This window comes from Lacimicrobium sp. SS2-24 (assembly GCF_002201535.1).
Classification (GTDB): domain Bacteria; phylum Pseudomonadota; class Gammaproteobacteria; order Enterobacterales; family Alteromonadaceae; genus Lacimicrobium.
The window spans coordinates 259,644-275,476 of record NZ_NIWW01000001.1 but is presented as its reverse complement, the minus strand read 5'-3'; the positions used below and the strand labels follow the sequence as shown (position 1 = coordinate 275,476).

10 protein-coding genes are annotated in these 15,833 nt (G+C 43.8%); 5 read left to right on the top strand and 5 right to left on the bottom strand.

What is annotated here, in order from left to right:
- Positions 1-52 precede the first annotated feature (52 nt).
- Genes CCY32_RS01160 through CCY32_RS01145 form a run of 4 tightly spaced genes read right to left on the bottom strand, consistent with a single transcriptional unit; the run spans position 53 to position 5,404 of the window.
- The gene (locus CCY32_RS01160) at positions 53-1,771 is read right to left on the bottom strand and encodes a hypothetical protein (RefSeq protein WP_141096156.1); all 1,719 of its coding nucleotides are present in this window, start codon (positions 1,769-1,771) and stop codon (positions 53-55) included.
- A complete protein-coding gene (locus tag CCY32_RS01155; protein ID WP_088328534.1) occupies positions 1,737-2,675 on the bottom strand; it encodes a TniB family NTP-binding protein in 939 nt (312 codons plus the stop codon). The genes CCY32_RS01160 and CCY32_RS01155 overlap by 35 nt, the downstream gene beginning before the upstream one ends.
- Positions 2,672-4,747 (bottom strand): DDE-type integrase/transposase/recombinase, encoded by a 2,076-nt coding sequence (locus CCY32_RS01150; protein ID WP_088328532.1) that lies wholly within the window; start codon positions 4,745-4,747, stop codon positions 2,672-2,674. The genes CCY32_RS01155 and CCY32_RS01150 overlap by 4 nt, the downstream gene beginning before the upstream one ends.
- Positions 4,748-4,756: 9 nt before the next feature.
- A complete protein-coding gene (locus tag CCY32_RS01145; RefSeq protein ID WP_088328529.1) occupies positions 4,757-5,404 on the bottom strand; it encodes a TnsA endonuclease N-terminal domain-containing protein in 648 nt (215 codons plus the stop codon).
- A 479-nt stretch (positions 5,405-5,883) separates the two neighbouring features.
- Here CCY32_RS01145 and CCY32_RS01140 point away from each other — a divergent pair, with 479 nt between their 5' ends.
- The 5 genes from CCY32_RS01140 (at position 5,884) to CCY32_RS01120 (ending at position 15,046) form a co-directional block, all read left to right on the top strand.
- On the top strand, positions 5,884-7,920 hold the full coding sequence (locus CCY32_RS01140; protein WP_088328527.1) for a class I SAM-dependent DNA methyltransferase: 2,037 nt from the start codon (positions 5,884-5,886) through the stop codon (positions 7,918-7,920).
- On the top strand, positions 7,920-9,281 hold the full coding sequence (locus CCY32_RS01135) for a restriction endonuclease subunit S (protein WP_088328525.1): 1,362 nt from the start codon (positions 7,920-7,922) through the stop codon (positions 9,279-9,281). Before CCY32_RS01140 ends, CCY32_RS01135 begins: the two co-directional genes overlap by 1 nt.
- Positions 9,282-9,493: 212 nt before the next feature.
- Complete coding sequence (locus tag CCY32_RS01130) at positions 9,494-10,066, top strand: hypothetical protein (RefSeq protein WP_088328523.1); 573 nt, start codon at positions 9,494-9,496, stop codon at positions 10,064-10,066.
- Positions 10,063-13,473 (top strand): DEAD/DEAH box helicase family protein, encoded by a 3,411-nt coding sequence (locus CCY32_RS01125; RefSeq protein ID WP_246840488.1) that lies wholly within the window; start codon positions 10,063-10,065, stop codon positions 13,471-13,473. The genes CCY32_RS01130 and CCY32_RS01125 overlap by 4 nt, the downstream gene beginning before the upstream one ends.
- A 13-nt stretch (positions 13,474-13,486) precedes the next feature.
- Positions 13,487-15,046 (top strand): SIR2 family protein, encoded by a 1,560-nt coding sequence (locus CCY32_RS01120; protein WP_088328521.1) that lies wholly within the window; start codon positions 13,487-13,489, stop codon positions 15,044-15,046.
- Positions 15,047-15,444: 398 nt separating this feature from the next.
- On the opposite strand, the gene CCY32_RS01115 is transcribed toward CCY32_RS01120, so the two are convergent.
- Positions 15,445-15,726, bottom strand: coding sequence for a hypothetical protein (locus CCY32_RS01115; protein ID WP_141096155.1), 282 nt, complete (start codon positions 15,724-15,726; stop codon positions 15,445-15,447).
- Positions 15,727-15,833 lie beyond the last annotated feature (107 nt).

The window sequence follows — 15,833 nt, the reverse complement described above, 5'->3', positions numbered from 1 at the left end:
CTGCAATCACTCACAGCTGCCTGTCCGAATAACTGCTCAATGTCCGGATCAGCTACGCTGCATTCGCAAAGCGTTTAACTTTTTTAGATAGGTCTACACCAACCTTCTTCAGGGCCTCCAGTTGGTTAGTTGCTAAGACAGAGCAGCATGGGGCCAATGATGCCTTTTTATATAGTACAACCGTGGTTGGGTCTCTGAACTCGTTGAACCTGACATCAGGCGACTTTCCGCAGCAGTTAAAAATATCGTCGACGATGGCTGTTACGTTTTTACCCTTTAAGATTGCCTCGCGATTAATGCAAATATAGTTCTCAAAGAATGTTCTTATGGATTCAATATCGACCACTTGTGCACATGTTCTTTGCCAAGGCGCCCACCTGAGTAGTTGGCGTTGAACCAGTCCTTTTACTCCGGTCGTTTGAATACCCAGCAATTTTGCTGTCACTACAATTGATAAATGGTCGCTATTTTCAAGCTCATGCTCGAACAGTTCAGCAAGGCTGCTAGCGGATACTGTAGAACGGTTGATAAGTGACTCTGTCGAGTTTATTGCCCAATAACCTTTCAGTCGTCCTGAAATCAACGCTGTCGTTATTCGTTTAGTATCCAGCAACAAGGTATCAAGCACTTTCTGACTTGTTCCAGCAACAGATACGGCTTGGACGTGCCCCGGTAAGGGAAACACAAAAATGTCTCGGACTGCGCTCGCTACGTCTCTTACGTCAAAGATAAGCTTGTCAAAACGAGCTGAGGTTTTCCTGACAGGTAAAACTCTGTTATTCACCAGCTCTGTCAATCCCCGGCTATCGACATCCAGAATAGTGCCAATCACAGCTCCCGAAGCTTTGAAAGAAACTGCGTCACCCGAATCTTCGTCGCCAATGTGGTATCTCGTGCGCAATAGCCCTTTGTCATGCTGGGTATGATAGTGATTTAGTATCGTCGCAATATTGATGTCGGTATCGCTTGTATCCCAACTCACGCGGCGAAGCGCGGATTTAACTTTGTCTAAGCCATACATTAAAGCCGTATTTCCTAACGAAGCTACCGACGCGCGATGATCAGTTACCAGTTTCGTCCAAACAGCTGTGGCTTCAGGTTTCCCAGCAAGAATAAAAGCGTTTTCTAAGATGGATGTTGTTTCCGATATAGAAAGTTTGTCCCATGCTATCTGTGCATCAAAAAAGTCGAAGGGACGGATCATCAGCTCAGCAATATTAAGCAATTGCTGTACAAAAGCATCCGCCTGAGCTTTATCCGTAAAAGAGTCCCAATGCCGAAGGTAGTGTGGGGTAGGGGCTGACTCCACATCGTAAACACACTGTTTGCAACCAATCTCATCTTCTTCCCAGTCGTTATCGGCATAGATGTGAACACAACTATCTGTAAGGGGAACGGAATGTGTTAAGCAATGGGTGTAATGAATCTTCTGCCAGTATTCTTGGTGAAGAATACCCTCCCGGAGACAATGCTTACATGCTCTGAATTTTTTACTATATGCGATTGCCGGATAGCGTTCCTCACATACCATAGTGTTTGTTAGCCATGGCATAAAACGCTTTGCATCGTGACAGATTGTTGCGTTACTCATCACGGCATCGATTAGCTCGCTTGAGTAGTCCATGGGTGTCTTTGGCGCAGGAATGTTTAGCCGTCTCAGCAATTCTACCGCCGAGGACATACCGTAAAAATCGGCAATGCGAGCGATGGCGCCGTAGATACTGCTATTGTTCATACTATGCATCGACATCGTAATTAATACGTAAGGCATCCATGAGCTTTTCTAGTGGCTGCTCAAAGGTATTGCTTTTAAAGTACACTTCTTCGTTTTCAGAGTGCCTATATCGCGGCTTCCATGCTTCTATAAAGTGCTTTTTGAATAACTTGCTGTCACCACTCCTATGCGCTAGTAGCAGTGCGGTCTGAAGGATATCTGTGATTTTTCTGAGGTCGCCGCGAGAATCATAAAATATAGAAAGCGCAATCTTCGGATCGTCCCATTTGATGCCTTCGATTTTTGCGTACTCTTGCAGCGTCGCAAGATAATCTAGGTACTCTGTCCATGCTGAAATATTGCTGATTGTGACCGGACGTTTCTCTATCGGGGTAGCGCGGGAATCAAACTGTTCATTTTCCAACAGTCTCCTAACTTTATCGGTTCCGGCGAATATAAGCAGTATGGGAAAGTTATTGAGTATAAGCTTCAAAAAGTCAGCGGTTTGACGTATTTTTTTATCTCCCCACTTTTCAGTGGCTTGCTGAAACTCATCAAGAACCCAAACCCGAATATTACGGTTTTTAATTAAGGTTTCTATTTCGCGTTGCTGTTGACGCTCTTTGAGTCTGGATAGTTTCTCGATAGAATCGAAAGGACTACCAGCGGCCTCAAGCATGGTCTCAAATAGATCCTTACCAACCGGGTTGCTTGGCGTTTCCATGTACACAATTTCAAATGCCTTCGACTCACTGACTTCATTTCGGATCTGTTCAATGAATTTTTTCAGTAATGTTGTTTTGCCGGAACCAGATTCACCGCTTATGACGACCCCTCGGCCTTTTGTTGAAGAGGCCAATATCTTATCCAGTTCGAGCTTCAGGGTATCTAGGTCCTTCTCCAGTGAGCCCTGAGAGACGGTCAAACTCTCTAGTAGCACCGATTTGTCTAAAAGTGTCATAGTTTTTTCCCAATATTGCGTTTTCTACTTGTAGTATCGGTGGTTTTAGTTTTAGTAACGTCTTCCGTCACGCTGACCGGATTGATATTTTTCGCCTGAGGTGGAAGGTTTTTCAGCCGTTCTGCCTCCAAAGCTTCTATGTCCGCTTTTGCAGTATTACTATCAAGAGAAATGTTCTGTACCTTGTCTTGGGTAACACCATCAGACTTGCCGTTGGAGCTTGATTTCTTAACCACATGCAGGGCGGGTTCCGGCTCGTAACTCTTTCTTCTGCTGCTTGTTTTTTTCGGCCCATGTTGATTGTCACGACAATAATCAAGCTCACTGCGCTGGTCCGTATCAGTCGGCGTGTAATTCGCGGGGCAGAGATCAGCGCTATACCATTTACCTTTATGCATAAATGAAACATGCCTTACATTGACATCTGAATAATAAATATCAATCTCGCTAACTGTGCCGTACAGCGACTTTAACTTTGGTGAGGAGTAGAGTGCATTTTTTACTCGCACCGACCCATCGGAGTAGATTTTTCTCGATTTCAAGTAGAGTCCCATGCGAGTAAAGGCTGAGTGTTCGCGGGGCAGTGTCACAAAGTGGGATTGATTTTTGCTGACCGACTTTTTCCAGACCTCAAGAGGGGAGTTATCTCCAAGACCTTTGTGTGGATTTTTATTATAAATTTCAGTGATATAGTGTTCCAGTCTTTCTAAAAACTCTTCTTCTGTAAAACAGTGCTTTTTGCCTTTTTGCAGCACCACTTTTTCAACTGCATCATCACTGTTGAGGTGGTCATGGTTTCTGAATACCTTGCTTCCCAAGTAGGTATCTAATTTACCGAAAAACTCCTTGCGAACCGTGCCTATCAGCCGCTCAATGAAGGGCTTCTTCCATGGTTGACCTGTTTGGGTAGTGATATGGATTGCACCGGTCGAGGTCACCGCCTCATGATGTTGATTACCTGCGGCAGCAGTGCTGCCATCGGAGACCACATACATCGGTTTGCCAAAAATAGGCCAATCAAGCTCCCCACGTTTTGGCATCAATACACTTTTGAAGCACTCAACAGAAAGGTCTGCGTTTTCGCCCGGCTTCTTGCCGATGTGATAGGAGTAACCAATAATAGCCCGAGAAAAAACATCAATAGCCAGCATAAGAACAATACGGCCACGATAAATTCTTTTCTGCGTTCTGCCATTGTCGACATATTTGATGATCCCCATCGACACATGAACGGCATCAATTTCGACACGTTGAAGGATCCTGTCCACAATAAACTCTGTCTTACGCTGACGCTGTAATTTTTTTCTTTCATTATCGCCAAGGCGTTTCATTGCCACGACGATTTTATCCAACGCTCGGATGCGCTTATAGAACGTTTCCATGCACGGAAGCTTGGGATATAGGGCAGGATGCTTGCGATGTAGTGATTCAAATTCTTCGCTGAATTGTCGATAGATTTCAGCGGGATTTACGTTGTGCTTTGGTTTATGAACTAAGAAATAATCGTCAAGATAGTTCAACATCAACTCTTCGGTCGCAGGTGCTACTTTTGATGCGCCTGTCATTGCATGTGAGCCATGTGGGCATAATGCTCGCGCTTGCTGCTCAGCCTCGTCGTACCGTTTAATCTTTTCTTGGCAATTTGAAAGGCTGGGCGTTTGATAGTTGTATTTCACCCAGTTCATTTTTTGTATTGCTTTACTGACAGCGTCATTTGCGCGGGGAAGTCGTCCATAGTTGTCTGTTTTGAGAATTTCCATGAACTCGACCCACATGTCGATTCGCGCTTGTTGCTTGCTGGTCGGTGAAATAGGTTCTGCTTGAGCCGCAGTAGGATCGATAAACTCAGCCTGTCCATCCCACATAGCTTTGGTCACAACACTGGCTTTGAACCGATGTGGAGGTAAATCTGATAGGGGGGTTCGCGATTCAGTATCAAAGGGCACACAATACAGAATGTCTGTGGGCTCTCTATTCGCCACAGATTCTATGTAAAAGTGGTTTTCATGCTCTTCGTAATAAAAGATCTGCCCTTCGCTGAATGAAAGGTTAGCCATTGTTAAATCAGCCATCGGGATCTCCTAGGCTACGTTCGAATAAATCACCGAATCATTGGTCAGCGGCTTATCCAAATCGCAGCGAAAATATTGTTTAAATAACAGGTAATGCAGCATGTTCTGGTGCAGGCCACTGGAGCTAAGTGACGAGAGGGCGTCGCCGACAGTGGTGCACTCTTGTGGCAGCGCAACTAGAGCATCGTTAACGTTTGGAATAGCCCCTTGATAAGAGCTCGCGCCTTGATGCAGCAACTCTAGATTTTTATACCGGGTATTCGGTATGTCCTCTTCAGTAAACTCGACAAACTCCCGGCCTAACTGTTTTAACGCTATCCGAAGTGCTGCGTGCTTGTTGCGGACTTTCTTCTTCTTAAGCTTGTTTGTTGGTTTGACTTCGACATAAACCAATTCATTGGGCATGCGTCTTATTAAAAGATCGGGAGAGTATCTGACAATTTTGTTACCCACTTGTAGTTCAAATGAGGCGGGCTGGGAGTCTATGAAATCAACAGTAGGATCGTATTCATAGTGCAGCATGGCAGAAAGCTCTAAAAAAGATTCAAAGTAGAGACGATGAATATTCTTGCTCGTCGCAAAGTAACCCGTAGCGAAAACCGGTCCTTTTCGCTTTATCGGTCTAGTTAAATCGGTATTGTTCTCTACGTTGCGCATCTGCTCTCTAACTCCATGAAACAGGTTTGATTAAACCTCATACGATTTAAGTCAACCTGTGAAGATAACGCAAATTCCGCCAGAGTTAAGTATCACTTTTGAGCCTTACGCTTGTTTAAAGATAACTATTATCTTTTTTTGTGTTTTATTTTTTTGCTTAAATTTTAAGCAGATGAAAATATTAAAATTTTTCCATCCTATTTCGACACAAAAAAGATAATTACTATATAAAGCACATAAACACGGGGGCGACTTGTTATTGCAGGATGTTCTATACGAAAAGTGGGTTAGATGAAATCAGTTTAAAAAACGAGCGATAAGCAGGTGTGGTAAGCCAACCTTTTCCTGAGTTAGAGACAAGAAAAGGGGCTCGATGTCGTTCAGCAGCCACAAAGCGTGGTTGGAAGGCCATGCATTTTTCGTTAGATCGCGTTACATTGGTGCAAGTTTATGGACAAGCGTAAAAGAATAAGAAACGTATGACTGAAAATTTCTCATCAACCGCTGCCTTTATCTGGTCTGTAGCTGACCTTCTTCGCGGTGACTTCAAGCAAAGCCAGTATGGCCGCATTATTCTCCCGTTTACCTTATTACGCCGACTGGAATGCGTCTTGGAAGACAAGAAAAAGACGGTTCTGGATAAGTATGACGAAGTAAAGAACATGCCACCCGAGGCGCAAGAGCAAATCCTTAAGCACGTGGCAGAGCTGAGCTTCTACAACACCAGCAAAATGGACTTAAACCACCTTGGCGAGACCGGTGTCGTTGATAACCTCGAAGCCTATGTTCGTGCGTTTAGCCCCAGTGCTCGCGAAATCTTTGAGCACTTTGATTTTTACAACACACTGGATAAATTGGCTGAGGCGGACTTGCTATACAAGGTCGCTAAGCGTTTCGCTAATACTGACTTGCACCCTGACACCATCGACAACCATCATATGGGGTTGGTGTTCGAAGAGCTTATCCGCCGTTTTGCAGAGAGCTCAAATGAGACAGCAGGGGAGCACTTTACCCCACGTGATATCGTTCACCTGACCACCTCGCTGACGTTTATTGAAGACAATGATGTGCTGACGCAGCCGGGAATTGTTCGTACCATTTACGACCCGACTGCCGGAACCGGCGGCTTTCTATCTTCAGGGATGGAATACGTCCATGAAATGAATGAAAAGGCCAAACTGGTCGCCTTTGGTCAGGAGCTAAACCCAGAGTCTTACGCGATTTGTAAAGCCGACATGTTGGTCAAAGGGCAGGATGTCGATAAAATCAAACTGGGCAACACGCTCTCTAACGACCAATTAATCCATCAGAACTTTTCCTACATGCTAAGTAATCCGCCTTTCGGTGTGGATTGGAAGAAAGTCCAGAAAGTCATCAGCGATGAGCATAAGGTTAAAGGCTATGATGGCCGCTTTGGACCGGGCTTGCCCCGTGTATCTGACGGCTCGCTGCTTTTCCTGCTTCATTTAATCAGTAAGATGCACAGCCCATCAGAAGGTGGCTCACGCATTGGTATCATTTTAAATGGCTCGCCGTTATTTACCGGTGGCGCGGGTAGTGGTGAAAGTGAAATTCGCCGTTATGTGTTAGAGCACGACTTATTGGAAGCGATTATCGCGCTGCCCACCGACATGTTCTACAACACAGGCATTGCGACTTACATCTGGGTGCTCACCAATCATAAACCTGCCCATCGCAAAGGCAAGGTGCAGCTGATTAACGCCAGTACCGACGATAAAGAAAATCCTGAAAATAATTTCTACTCGTCAATGCGCAAGTCATTAGGCTCAAAACGTAAATACCTGCCAGACGAGAGCATCGAGAAGATTGTTCGGTTGTTCGGTGAATTTGAGGCCTCCCCAGAAAACTCGAAGCAAGTCAGTAAGATTTTTGATTATAAAGATTTCGGCTATCGTCGTATCACTGTCGAACGACCACTACAGCTTTCTTTCACCATCACCAAAGAAAAACTCGATGATTATTACCAGCAGATGCTGGAATCTGAGCGCAAGAAGCAGCCGGATTTAGAAGACCTACCAGAGCCTCCGATTGGTTACGCGGAACTGTCAACACTGGCTGAAGGCACCACGCTGATGAGTCGCAATGAGTTTCTAAAGGTCATCGCACCAGCGAAGCCTTCAGCCGCCAACAAAAAAGCATTGGTCAAGTTCTTCGGTGAGCATAATGACGACGCTGAAATATGCTATTTCGAATCGGGCAAAAATAAAGGCGAGATGGAGCCAAACCCGGACCTGCGTGACTATGAAAATGTGCCGCTTAAAGAAGATATTTACTCGTATTTTGAGCGTGAGGTAAAACCCCACGTACCACTGGCATGGATAGACGAAACGAAGCGGGATGAAAAAGACGGAAAGGTCGGCATTGTCGGCTATGAAATCCCGTTTAACCGCCATTTCTACGAATACAAGCCACCACGCAGCCTAGAAGAAATCGACGCAGACTTGGATAAAGTCAGTGCTGAAATCATGCAACTGCTTCAGGAGGTACACTCCTGATGACAGGGAAGTATCATAGATATCCTGAGTATAAGGATACAGGCGTTGAGTGGTTGGGAGAGATTCCAGTAAGTTGGGATTTATGGAAATTATCGCATGCAGTCAGCGGAATAGGCTCTGGAACGACGCCAGACACGAATAAAGAAGAGTATTTTTCTGGTGAGATTCCATGGGTGACTACAGGCGAGCTTAGAGAAAACGTCATACTAAACACTAGGAAAAAACTTAGCCTTGAAGCAATAAAAAGATATCCAACACTCAAAACATATCCCATTGGTTCAGTAGCTATTGCTATGTATGGCGCAACAATTGGTCGAATAGGAATTTTCGGGATTGATGCCACCACGAACCAAGCTTGCTGCGTATTGCCAACATCAAAGCGCCTTAGTAATAAGTATGTTTTTTACTGGTTATGTGCTTTTAGACAAGAGATTGTCAATTTAGCGTCGGGTGGTGGGCAACCAAATATCAATCAAGAAAAAGTTGCAGCATTGAAGGTTTCTGCTCCTAAATTTGATGAACAAGTGAATATCGCCAACTTCCTCGACCACGAAACCGCCAAAATCGATGCCCTGATTGCTAAGCAAGAAAAGCTGATTGAGTTGCTAAAAGAAAAGCGCCAAGCCGTGATTTCCCATGCCGTTACCAAAGGCCTTTATCCTGATGTGTCGATGAAAGATTCGGGGGTTGAGTGGCTGGGTGAAGTGCCGGAACATTGGACAGTAATTAGTTTAAAGTACCTTGTATCTGAAAAAGCCGCAGGACCGTATGGAGCGTCCCTCACTAAAAGCATGTACACAGAAAATGGCTATAAGGTTTACGGGCAGCAGCAGGTAATTGCGGACGACCTAACAGTTGGTGATTACTACATTGATGAAGAAAAATTTAACGAAATGAGGCGATATAAACTTCACTCTGGAGACCTATTAATATCTGTCATGGGTTCAATAGGAAAGGCTACTGTTGTGCCAGACACATTTGAAACCGGCATCATTAATCCTCGTTTGGTTAGGTATAAGCTGAATAGCGCGTTGGTAAATAATAGATTTATGAAGCAATTAATATTATCTAAACCCTATCAAAATAAGCTGCGAGAGGCTTCCCAAGGCTCAACAATGGAAGGGCTAAATATGGCAATCCTTGGTGACTTAAAATGCACACTGCCTTCATTGGCAGAGCAAACTAAAATTGTTTCATTCTGTCTCGAAACACATAATAAGTTTTCATACTTAGTAGAAAAATCAGAAGACGCAGTAAGGTTATTAAAAGAAAAAAAACAAGCCATAATTGCTGCTGCCGTTACCGGTAAAATCGACGTCCGCAACTGGCAACCACCCAAAACGGAGGAAGCCCATGCCTAGCAAATCACAGGAGGTGATTTTTCAAAACGATATACTTCAGGCATTGGCGGACCAAAGCTGGGAAGTTGGTGAGAACAAACATTATGACAAGCAGCGGGCGCTGTACCCACAAGATCTGATTGCCTATGTTAAAGCCACAAACGTTGGCGTTAGGAAACCGTAAGCCAGAAAAAGTAGTCGCGAGATAACTGTAAAAACAAAGTGAATACATCATGGAAGTTAATAACCTTTTAGAGTTTTATAGAGAGCAATACGCCCTAGAGCTGGAAACGAAGAGAGAAATAACGGCGAGAGCTCAGTTGCTGTTGGCGTTTCTCGTGGCAGTAGGCGGGTTACTTGTCTACATGGCCAAAAATTTAACAATCGGTGTTTCTTGGCCGGTCATTACTACGGCAATTCTCCTTTTAATCTCCACGCTCACTCTAGCAGGAGCCGCTATCTTAGTGATTAAATCATTTTGGGGAAACGAATACTCCTATATCCCATCTTTGGGTGACTTTGAGAAAAGGCGTCAATTTCACATCAATTCAGGTGATTCAGACACAGGTGTTGAGGGGATTACTAATGAGATTTTTAGAGAGCTTGCCGAGTGTTGCGATGAGAACTCTACCGTAAATAATAAAAGAAACAGCAAACTGAATGCAGGCATTAGGTTTGTTTTAGGCGGGTGCGTGCCGCTAGTGATGGGTGCCGCTGTGTTCATTGGTGCTGATTTAGATGAAGCATCTTCTAGAAAACCAATCAATGTGAATGTGGTTGATAGTTGCTTAGGGGCTGAGAGATGACAGATAAAAACAATAAAAAAAATAGCCCAGTTGACAGAGATGACAATGAAGCGCCACCATTAAACAGGCGAAGAAGAGTTGAATTAAGTTCCGGTGTTGAAGAGTTTTCAGGGCTAGCAATGATGAAACTCTCAAAATCTCATAAGGACCCCTTCAATTATTTGAGTGGTAATAGTAAAAATCCGAATAGAAGCAAAGTCAACGAAGCAGTTTTCCAAAACGATATTATTCAGGCGTTAGCTGACCAAGGCTGGGAAGTCGGCGAGAACAAGTATTACGATCAAGAGCGGGCGCTGTACCCGCAAGACCTCATTGCCTATGTGAAAGCCACGCATCCACAACAATGGCAAAAGCTTTCCAGTTTTCATAAAGATCCCGAAGAAGCGCTATTAAAAGCTGTTGTGAGAGATTTGGAAAACCCAAACAAAGGTACGCTTTGGGTGCTACGTAACAAGGTAGTGGATCGCGGGGCTAAGTTTTCGCTCTGTGCCTTTAAGCCCGACCATGACCTTAATCCTGATGCGACTGAGCGCTATAACCAAAATATCCTGCGAGTAGTGCCCGAGGTCGTTTATAGCCCGTATGCGGAAGTCAAAGAAGATGATGTTCAACCGGATCCAAACAAAAAGACGGCTAAAAAGTGGCGTATTGATTTGGTGCTGTTTATCAACGGGCTTCCCATTGCCACGCTGGAACTGAAATCTGAATTTAAGCAAAGTATCGAAAACGCCAAAATTCAGTATATGAAAGACAGGTTACCCAAAGATCCTGTCACCAAAAAGCCAGAGCCGTTACTGATATTTAAGCGTGGTGCCTTGGTTCATTTTGCTGTAAGTCAGAACAACGTCGCCATGACCACCAAACTGGATGGCGCTAAAACCTTCTTCTTGCCGTTTGACCAAGGCACAGCCGATGGCGGCAGTGGTAACGACACCCCAGATGAAGGTTATGCAACCCAGTATTTATGGAAGGAAGTATTCGACCGCGACAACCTACTGACCATTCTGGGGCGCTATATTCATCTTCAAATCACTGAAGAAGAGCAGCCTGACGGCAGGATCAAACGTAAAGAGACCATGATCTTTCCCCGGTATCATCAGTGGTCTGCCGTGTCGACTCTGCTTAACGCCGTTGAATTGGAAGGAACGGGGCAAAAATACCTGATTCAACATAGTGCCGGATCAGGTAAATCGAACTCTATTGCGTGGCTAAGCCATCAAACTGCGTCTTTGCATTACCATACGGAACACCCTGAACTGAATAAAAAAGCCGGTGATAAGGTATTTGATTCTGTCATTGTGATCACCGACCGCACCGTGCTAGACAGCCAGCTTCAGGACACCATTTATCAGTTTGAACACAATGAGGGCATGATTGCACGGGTGAACCGTGAGGATGGGCAGGGCGCAAAATCGGCTCAGCTAGCCGAAGCGTTAAAATCCGGCACGGCCATTATCATTGTGACGATCCAAACCTTTCCTTTTGTACTTGACGCGATACGGGAAGATACCAGCCTTGCCGGTAAAAGCTTTGCGGTGATTGCCGATGAAGCACATTCGAGTCAGACGGGAACCACCGCGCGTAAGCTGCGTGAAGTGCTGATGGCAGAACAAATTGATAACTCAGATGAAGAGCTCAGCAGTGAAGACATTCTTCGATTAACGTTAGAGGCCCGTAAAGGCTCGAACAAAATCAGTTACTTCGCGTTTACCGCGACACCCAAAGCCAAAACCCTTGAGTTATTCGGTCGTACCGAGAAACCAGATGAACCATTGAGTGATGAGAACAAGCCACGGCCTTTCCATGTGTATTCAATGCGACAGGCCATTGAAGAGGGCTTTATTCTTGATGTACTACAAAATTACACCAGCTATAACGTGGCTTATAAGCTTGCACATAAATCGCCAGATGCAGACTCTGAAGTAGATAGCAAAAAAGCGGCTTCCAAGCTAGCCAAGTGGGTGCGCTTGCATCCTTACAATATTGCTCAGAAAGTCGAAGTCATCGTCGAGCACTTTAATAGCCGTATTAAGCACTTGCTTAATGGTGAAGCTAAAGCCATGGTCGTTACATCAAGCAGGCTAGAAGCGGTTCGCTATAAACTCGCCTTTGAAAAATATGTTCGGGACAAAGGCTATCAGGGTATTAATGCGATGGTGGCATTCTCTGGTGAAGTGAATGATCCTGATATTCCTGATTCTGCTTTTACCGAAAATGGCATGAATCCGGGGTTAAAGGGCCGTGATATGCGCAAAGCCTTTGATACGCCCGACTATCAGGTAATGTTGGTTGCGAACAAGTTTCAGACAGGTTTCGACCAACCTAAGCTGGTAGCCATGTACGTAGATAAGCCACTTAAAGGCGTTGAATGCATACAAACACTGTCGAGGTTGAATAGGATATATCGGGGTAAAGAGCAAACCTTTGTGTTGGACTTCGTTAACGACCCACAAGATGTGCTGGAGGAATTCAAGGTTTTCTTTCAAACCGCTGAGCTAAACGCTGTTTCTGATCCCAATTTGGTGTATGAGCTTAAACACAAACTTGATGACGCCCGAATTTATCAATGGCATGAAGTGGAAGCCTTTTTTAATGCGTACCACGATAAGAAAGTCGGTCAAGACAAGCTGCTCAGCATCTGTAAACCCGCAGTCGAACGTTTTAAAAAACGCTATCAGGATGCTAATGAAGTTTATCAGCATTCACAAAAAGAGCTGCAACGCGCAAAGAAAGACGGTAACGAGAAAGCTATTAATTACGCTGATAACAGCGTGGTAGAAACGAAACGTGCACGTGATGCATTGGAAGTCTTCCGCAAAGACTTAATAGGTTTCTGCCGTTTTTACGAATTCAGCTCGCAAATTGTCAATTTCGAAGATGAAGATTTAGAAAAGCTGACCTTGTTTGCAAAAGAGCTGCACCCTTTGTTGCGGATTGAAGTGATTAACGAGGAGATCCCACTGGAAGATGTGGTAATGACGCATTACAAACTACATCAGCGCCGAGAGCAGGACCTCAGGTTAGTAGCCGAACAGGAAAAAGCATACTTAAAAGCAGTGAAAGAGGGGGCAGGGGCCACACCTCGCGAGAAAAAGACAGAGCTATTACGTGAGATCATAGAGCGCTTGAATGATCTGTTCGCCGGTGAAAATTTCACTGATGGTGACATGCTCAGCTATGCCAATACCATTAGAACAAAAGTGGAAGAGAACGAAGAGGCCATGGAACAGGTTAGCAATAACACCAAGGAACAAGCGCTACTTGGCGCTTTCCCAAATGCGATCAATAAAGCCGTAATAGACAGCATGGGCATTCACAGTGATATGGCCATGAAGGTACTGGCGAGCAAGGATGCATCAAAGCGCTTTGCCGAATTGATGTTTGATATGTTAATACAAAACAAATGAAAAAGAGCTAAATATGGATATAAAGAGCGCATTAATAGAAATATTTCAAAGTAGTATGGCAGGCCCATTTCTATTCTTAGGATCTGGCTTCTCTCGGCGCTACCTTGGACTTGAGGATTGGAGGGGCCTATTAGAAAAGTATTGTGTTGCAGGCAAACCATTCGAGTATTACTTAGCAACAGCAAACGGGAACCTTCCAGCTGTCGCTACATTATTAGCGAAAGACTTTAATAAATACTGGTGGGAAGCCGAAGAGTATAAAAAAAACGTCGACCGGTTCAAAAGTAAAGTTATAGATGAGACATCTGCGCTAAGAATTGAAATCTGCAACTACCTTTCAACACTAGATCAATCAAAAGCTTTATCATCAGATTACAAGCAAGAGGTAGCACTACTTTCTGGATTGAATGTCGATGGGGTGATTACAACAAACTGGGATATGTTTATAGAACAGTTGTTTCCAGAGCATCGCACTTATATAGGGCAAGACGAGTTACTGTTTTCAAATCCACAAGAAGTGGGGGAGATATATAAGATTCATGGGTGTTCTAGTCGACCGAACTCTTTAGTTATAACAGATAATGACTACGCTGAATTTAATGACAAGAATACCTACCTAGCAGCAAAGTTGATAACCCTCTTCGTTGAACATCCAATAGTATTTATTGGATACTCAATATCTGATGAAAATGTAAGCAGCCTACTAAGCGCGATTACAGCTTGTATGGGGGAAGATAAGTTAGATCAATTAAGACGAAACCTCATATTTGTACAAAGGCTCAATGAAGGTGAAAACCCAAGTATTTCAGAAACATACCTATCGATTGATGGAACTCAAATTCCATTGGTGCTAGTCAAGACAAATGATTTTATACCAGTTTATGAAGCAATAGATGCTACTAAACGAAAGATTCCAGCAAGAGTGTTACGCTACTGTAAAGAGCAGTTATATGAACTGGTGAGATCGTCAGAACCTGAAAATAAGATATGCGTTGTAGATATTGATGAAATTGAAACTAAAGAAGACGTTGAGTTCCTTGTAGGGGTGGGTGTTGCTTCACAAGAGATAGATAAACCAGCTAAGCAAGGTTATGCAACTATAAAAGTCCCAGAATTAATCGAGGATTTATTGTTAGACAACAAGAAATATGATCCTGCTCAGCTCCTTGAAAAGGTTATTCCAACACTCTGTAAAAACACTCCATATGTTCCAACTTTCAAATATCTTCAAGAAATCGGAATAGCTGACAGAGACACATATGATGATAAGTGCTTACAATGGAACATTTCAAAAGTAGTTGAAAAGGACCTCAAGACTTACAGGCTGCAAATGTATTCTAAGCCATTTTTCAGGAAATACCGACATAAAGACTTAGCGTATATCATAGATTCATGTACTCCAGAGAATGCGTCGGCATATATACCTTTTCTTACTCGTGACAAAATCGATTTGGATTTGCTCAAAAAATTCTTAATCGACAACATAGATAAGACTGAATACAGCAATTCTAATTATGCTAGTAGCTTCCGAAAGCTAGCTTCCTTCTACGATCGATTAAAGTGGGGCTGGTAGTGAAATTCCAGCTTCGCTAGAAAGCCATTCCAGAACTGGAATAGAAACGACACACATAGCCTGCACGCCCTATAATAAATACGTTATTAATTTAACATAATATACATTAGTGGTAATTAAGTATCAGATGGTCAGGGGGGTTATCTGTGGCAATTGGTATGGGTTGCTGCACGCAGGCGCGCCCTAAAGTGCGCGGCTGCTTAGCAGCACCCATCCATCATTGCTGATTAATGTAATGCAGAACACGGTCAACCTGATGCTTAAAGAAATCCGCATTCAGTGTGGTTTCATAATTTGGGATCATGTCTGGCAATAAGTCGTAGTAAATGTGCACGACCGTTTTTCAAATATCACTCAACCATGTGTCAAACTCGCACCGAACTCATACGCGATTAGATTTAACTATCGTGTATCACCAGATCCACCTTTAAAAACTGTGCAATCTGAATAGCCATGGTCTCAACATCGTTAAATCCTGCATGGCTGAGCACCGAATAGCGCTGTCCGTTTTTATCCCTAAGCTGAATGTCATAAGCCCTGTAGGCACCCGAATGCTCATCGTGTAATCCGCCGTATATACGCCGTTTCTTTATCCCCACATCAATAATGTCAGTCATCGGCACAGAGACATTTTTCTGGTAGGTACTGAAAATGAGATTTTTGTCTTTATCAAAAATCACTTGGTTGTAGCATCTTTTAAACAGCTTTTTCAGGACAATGTATAAGGTTCCGAGAACCAGCATAATGATGGTAAAAGGTCTTGCGCTGATTTGCTCATCAATTAACA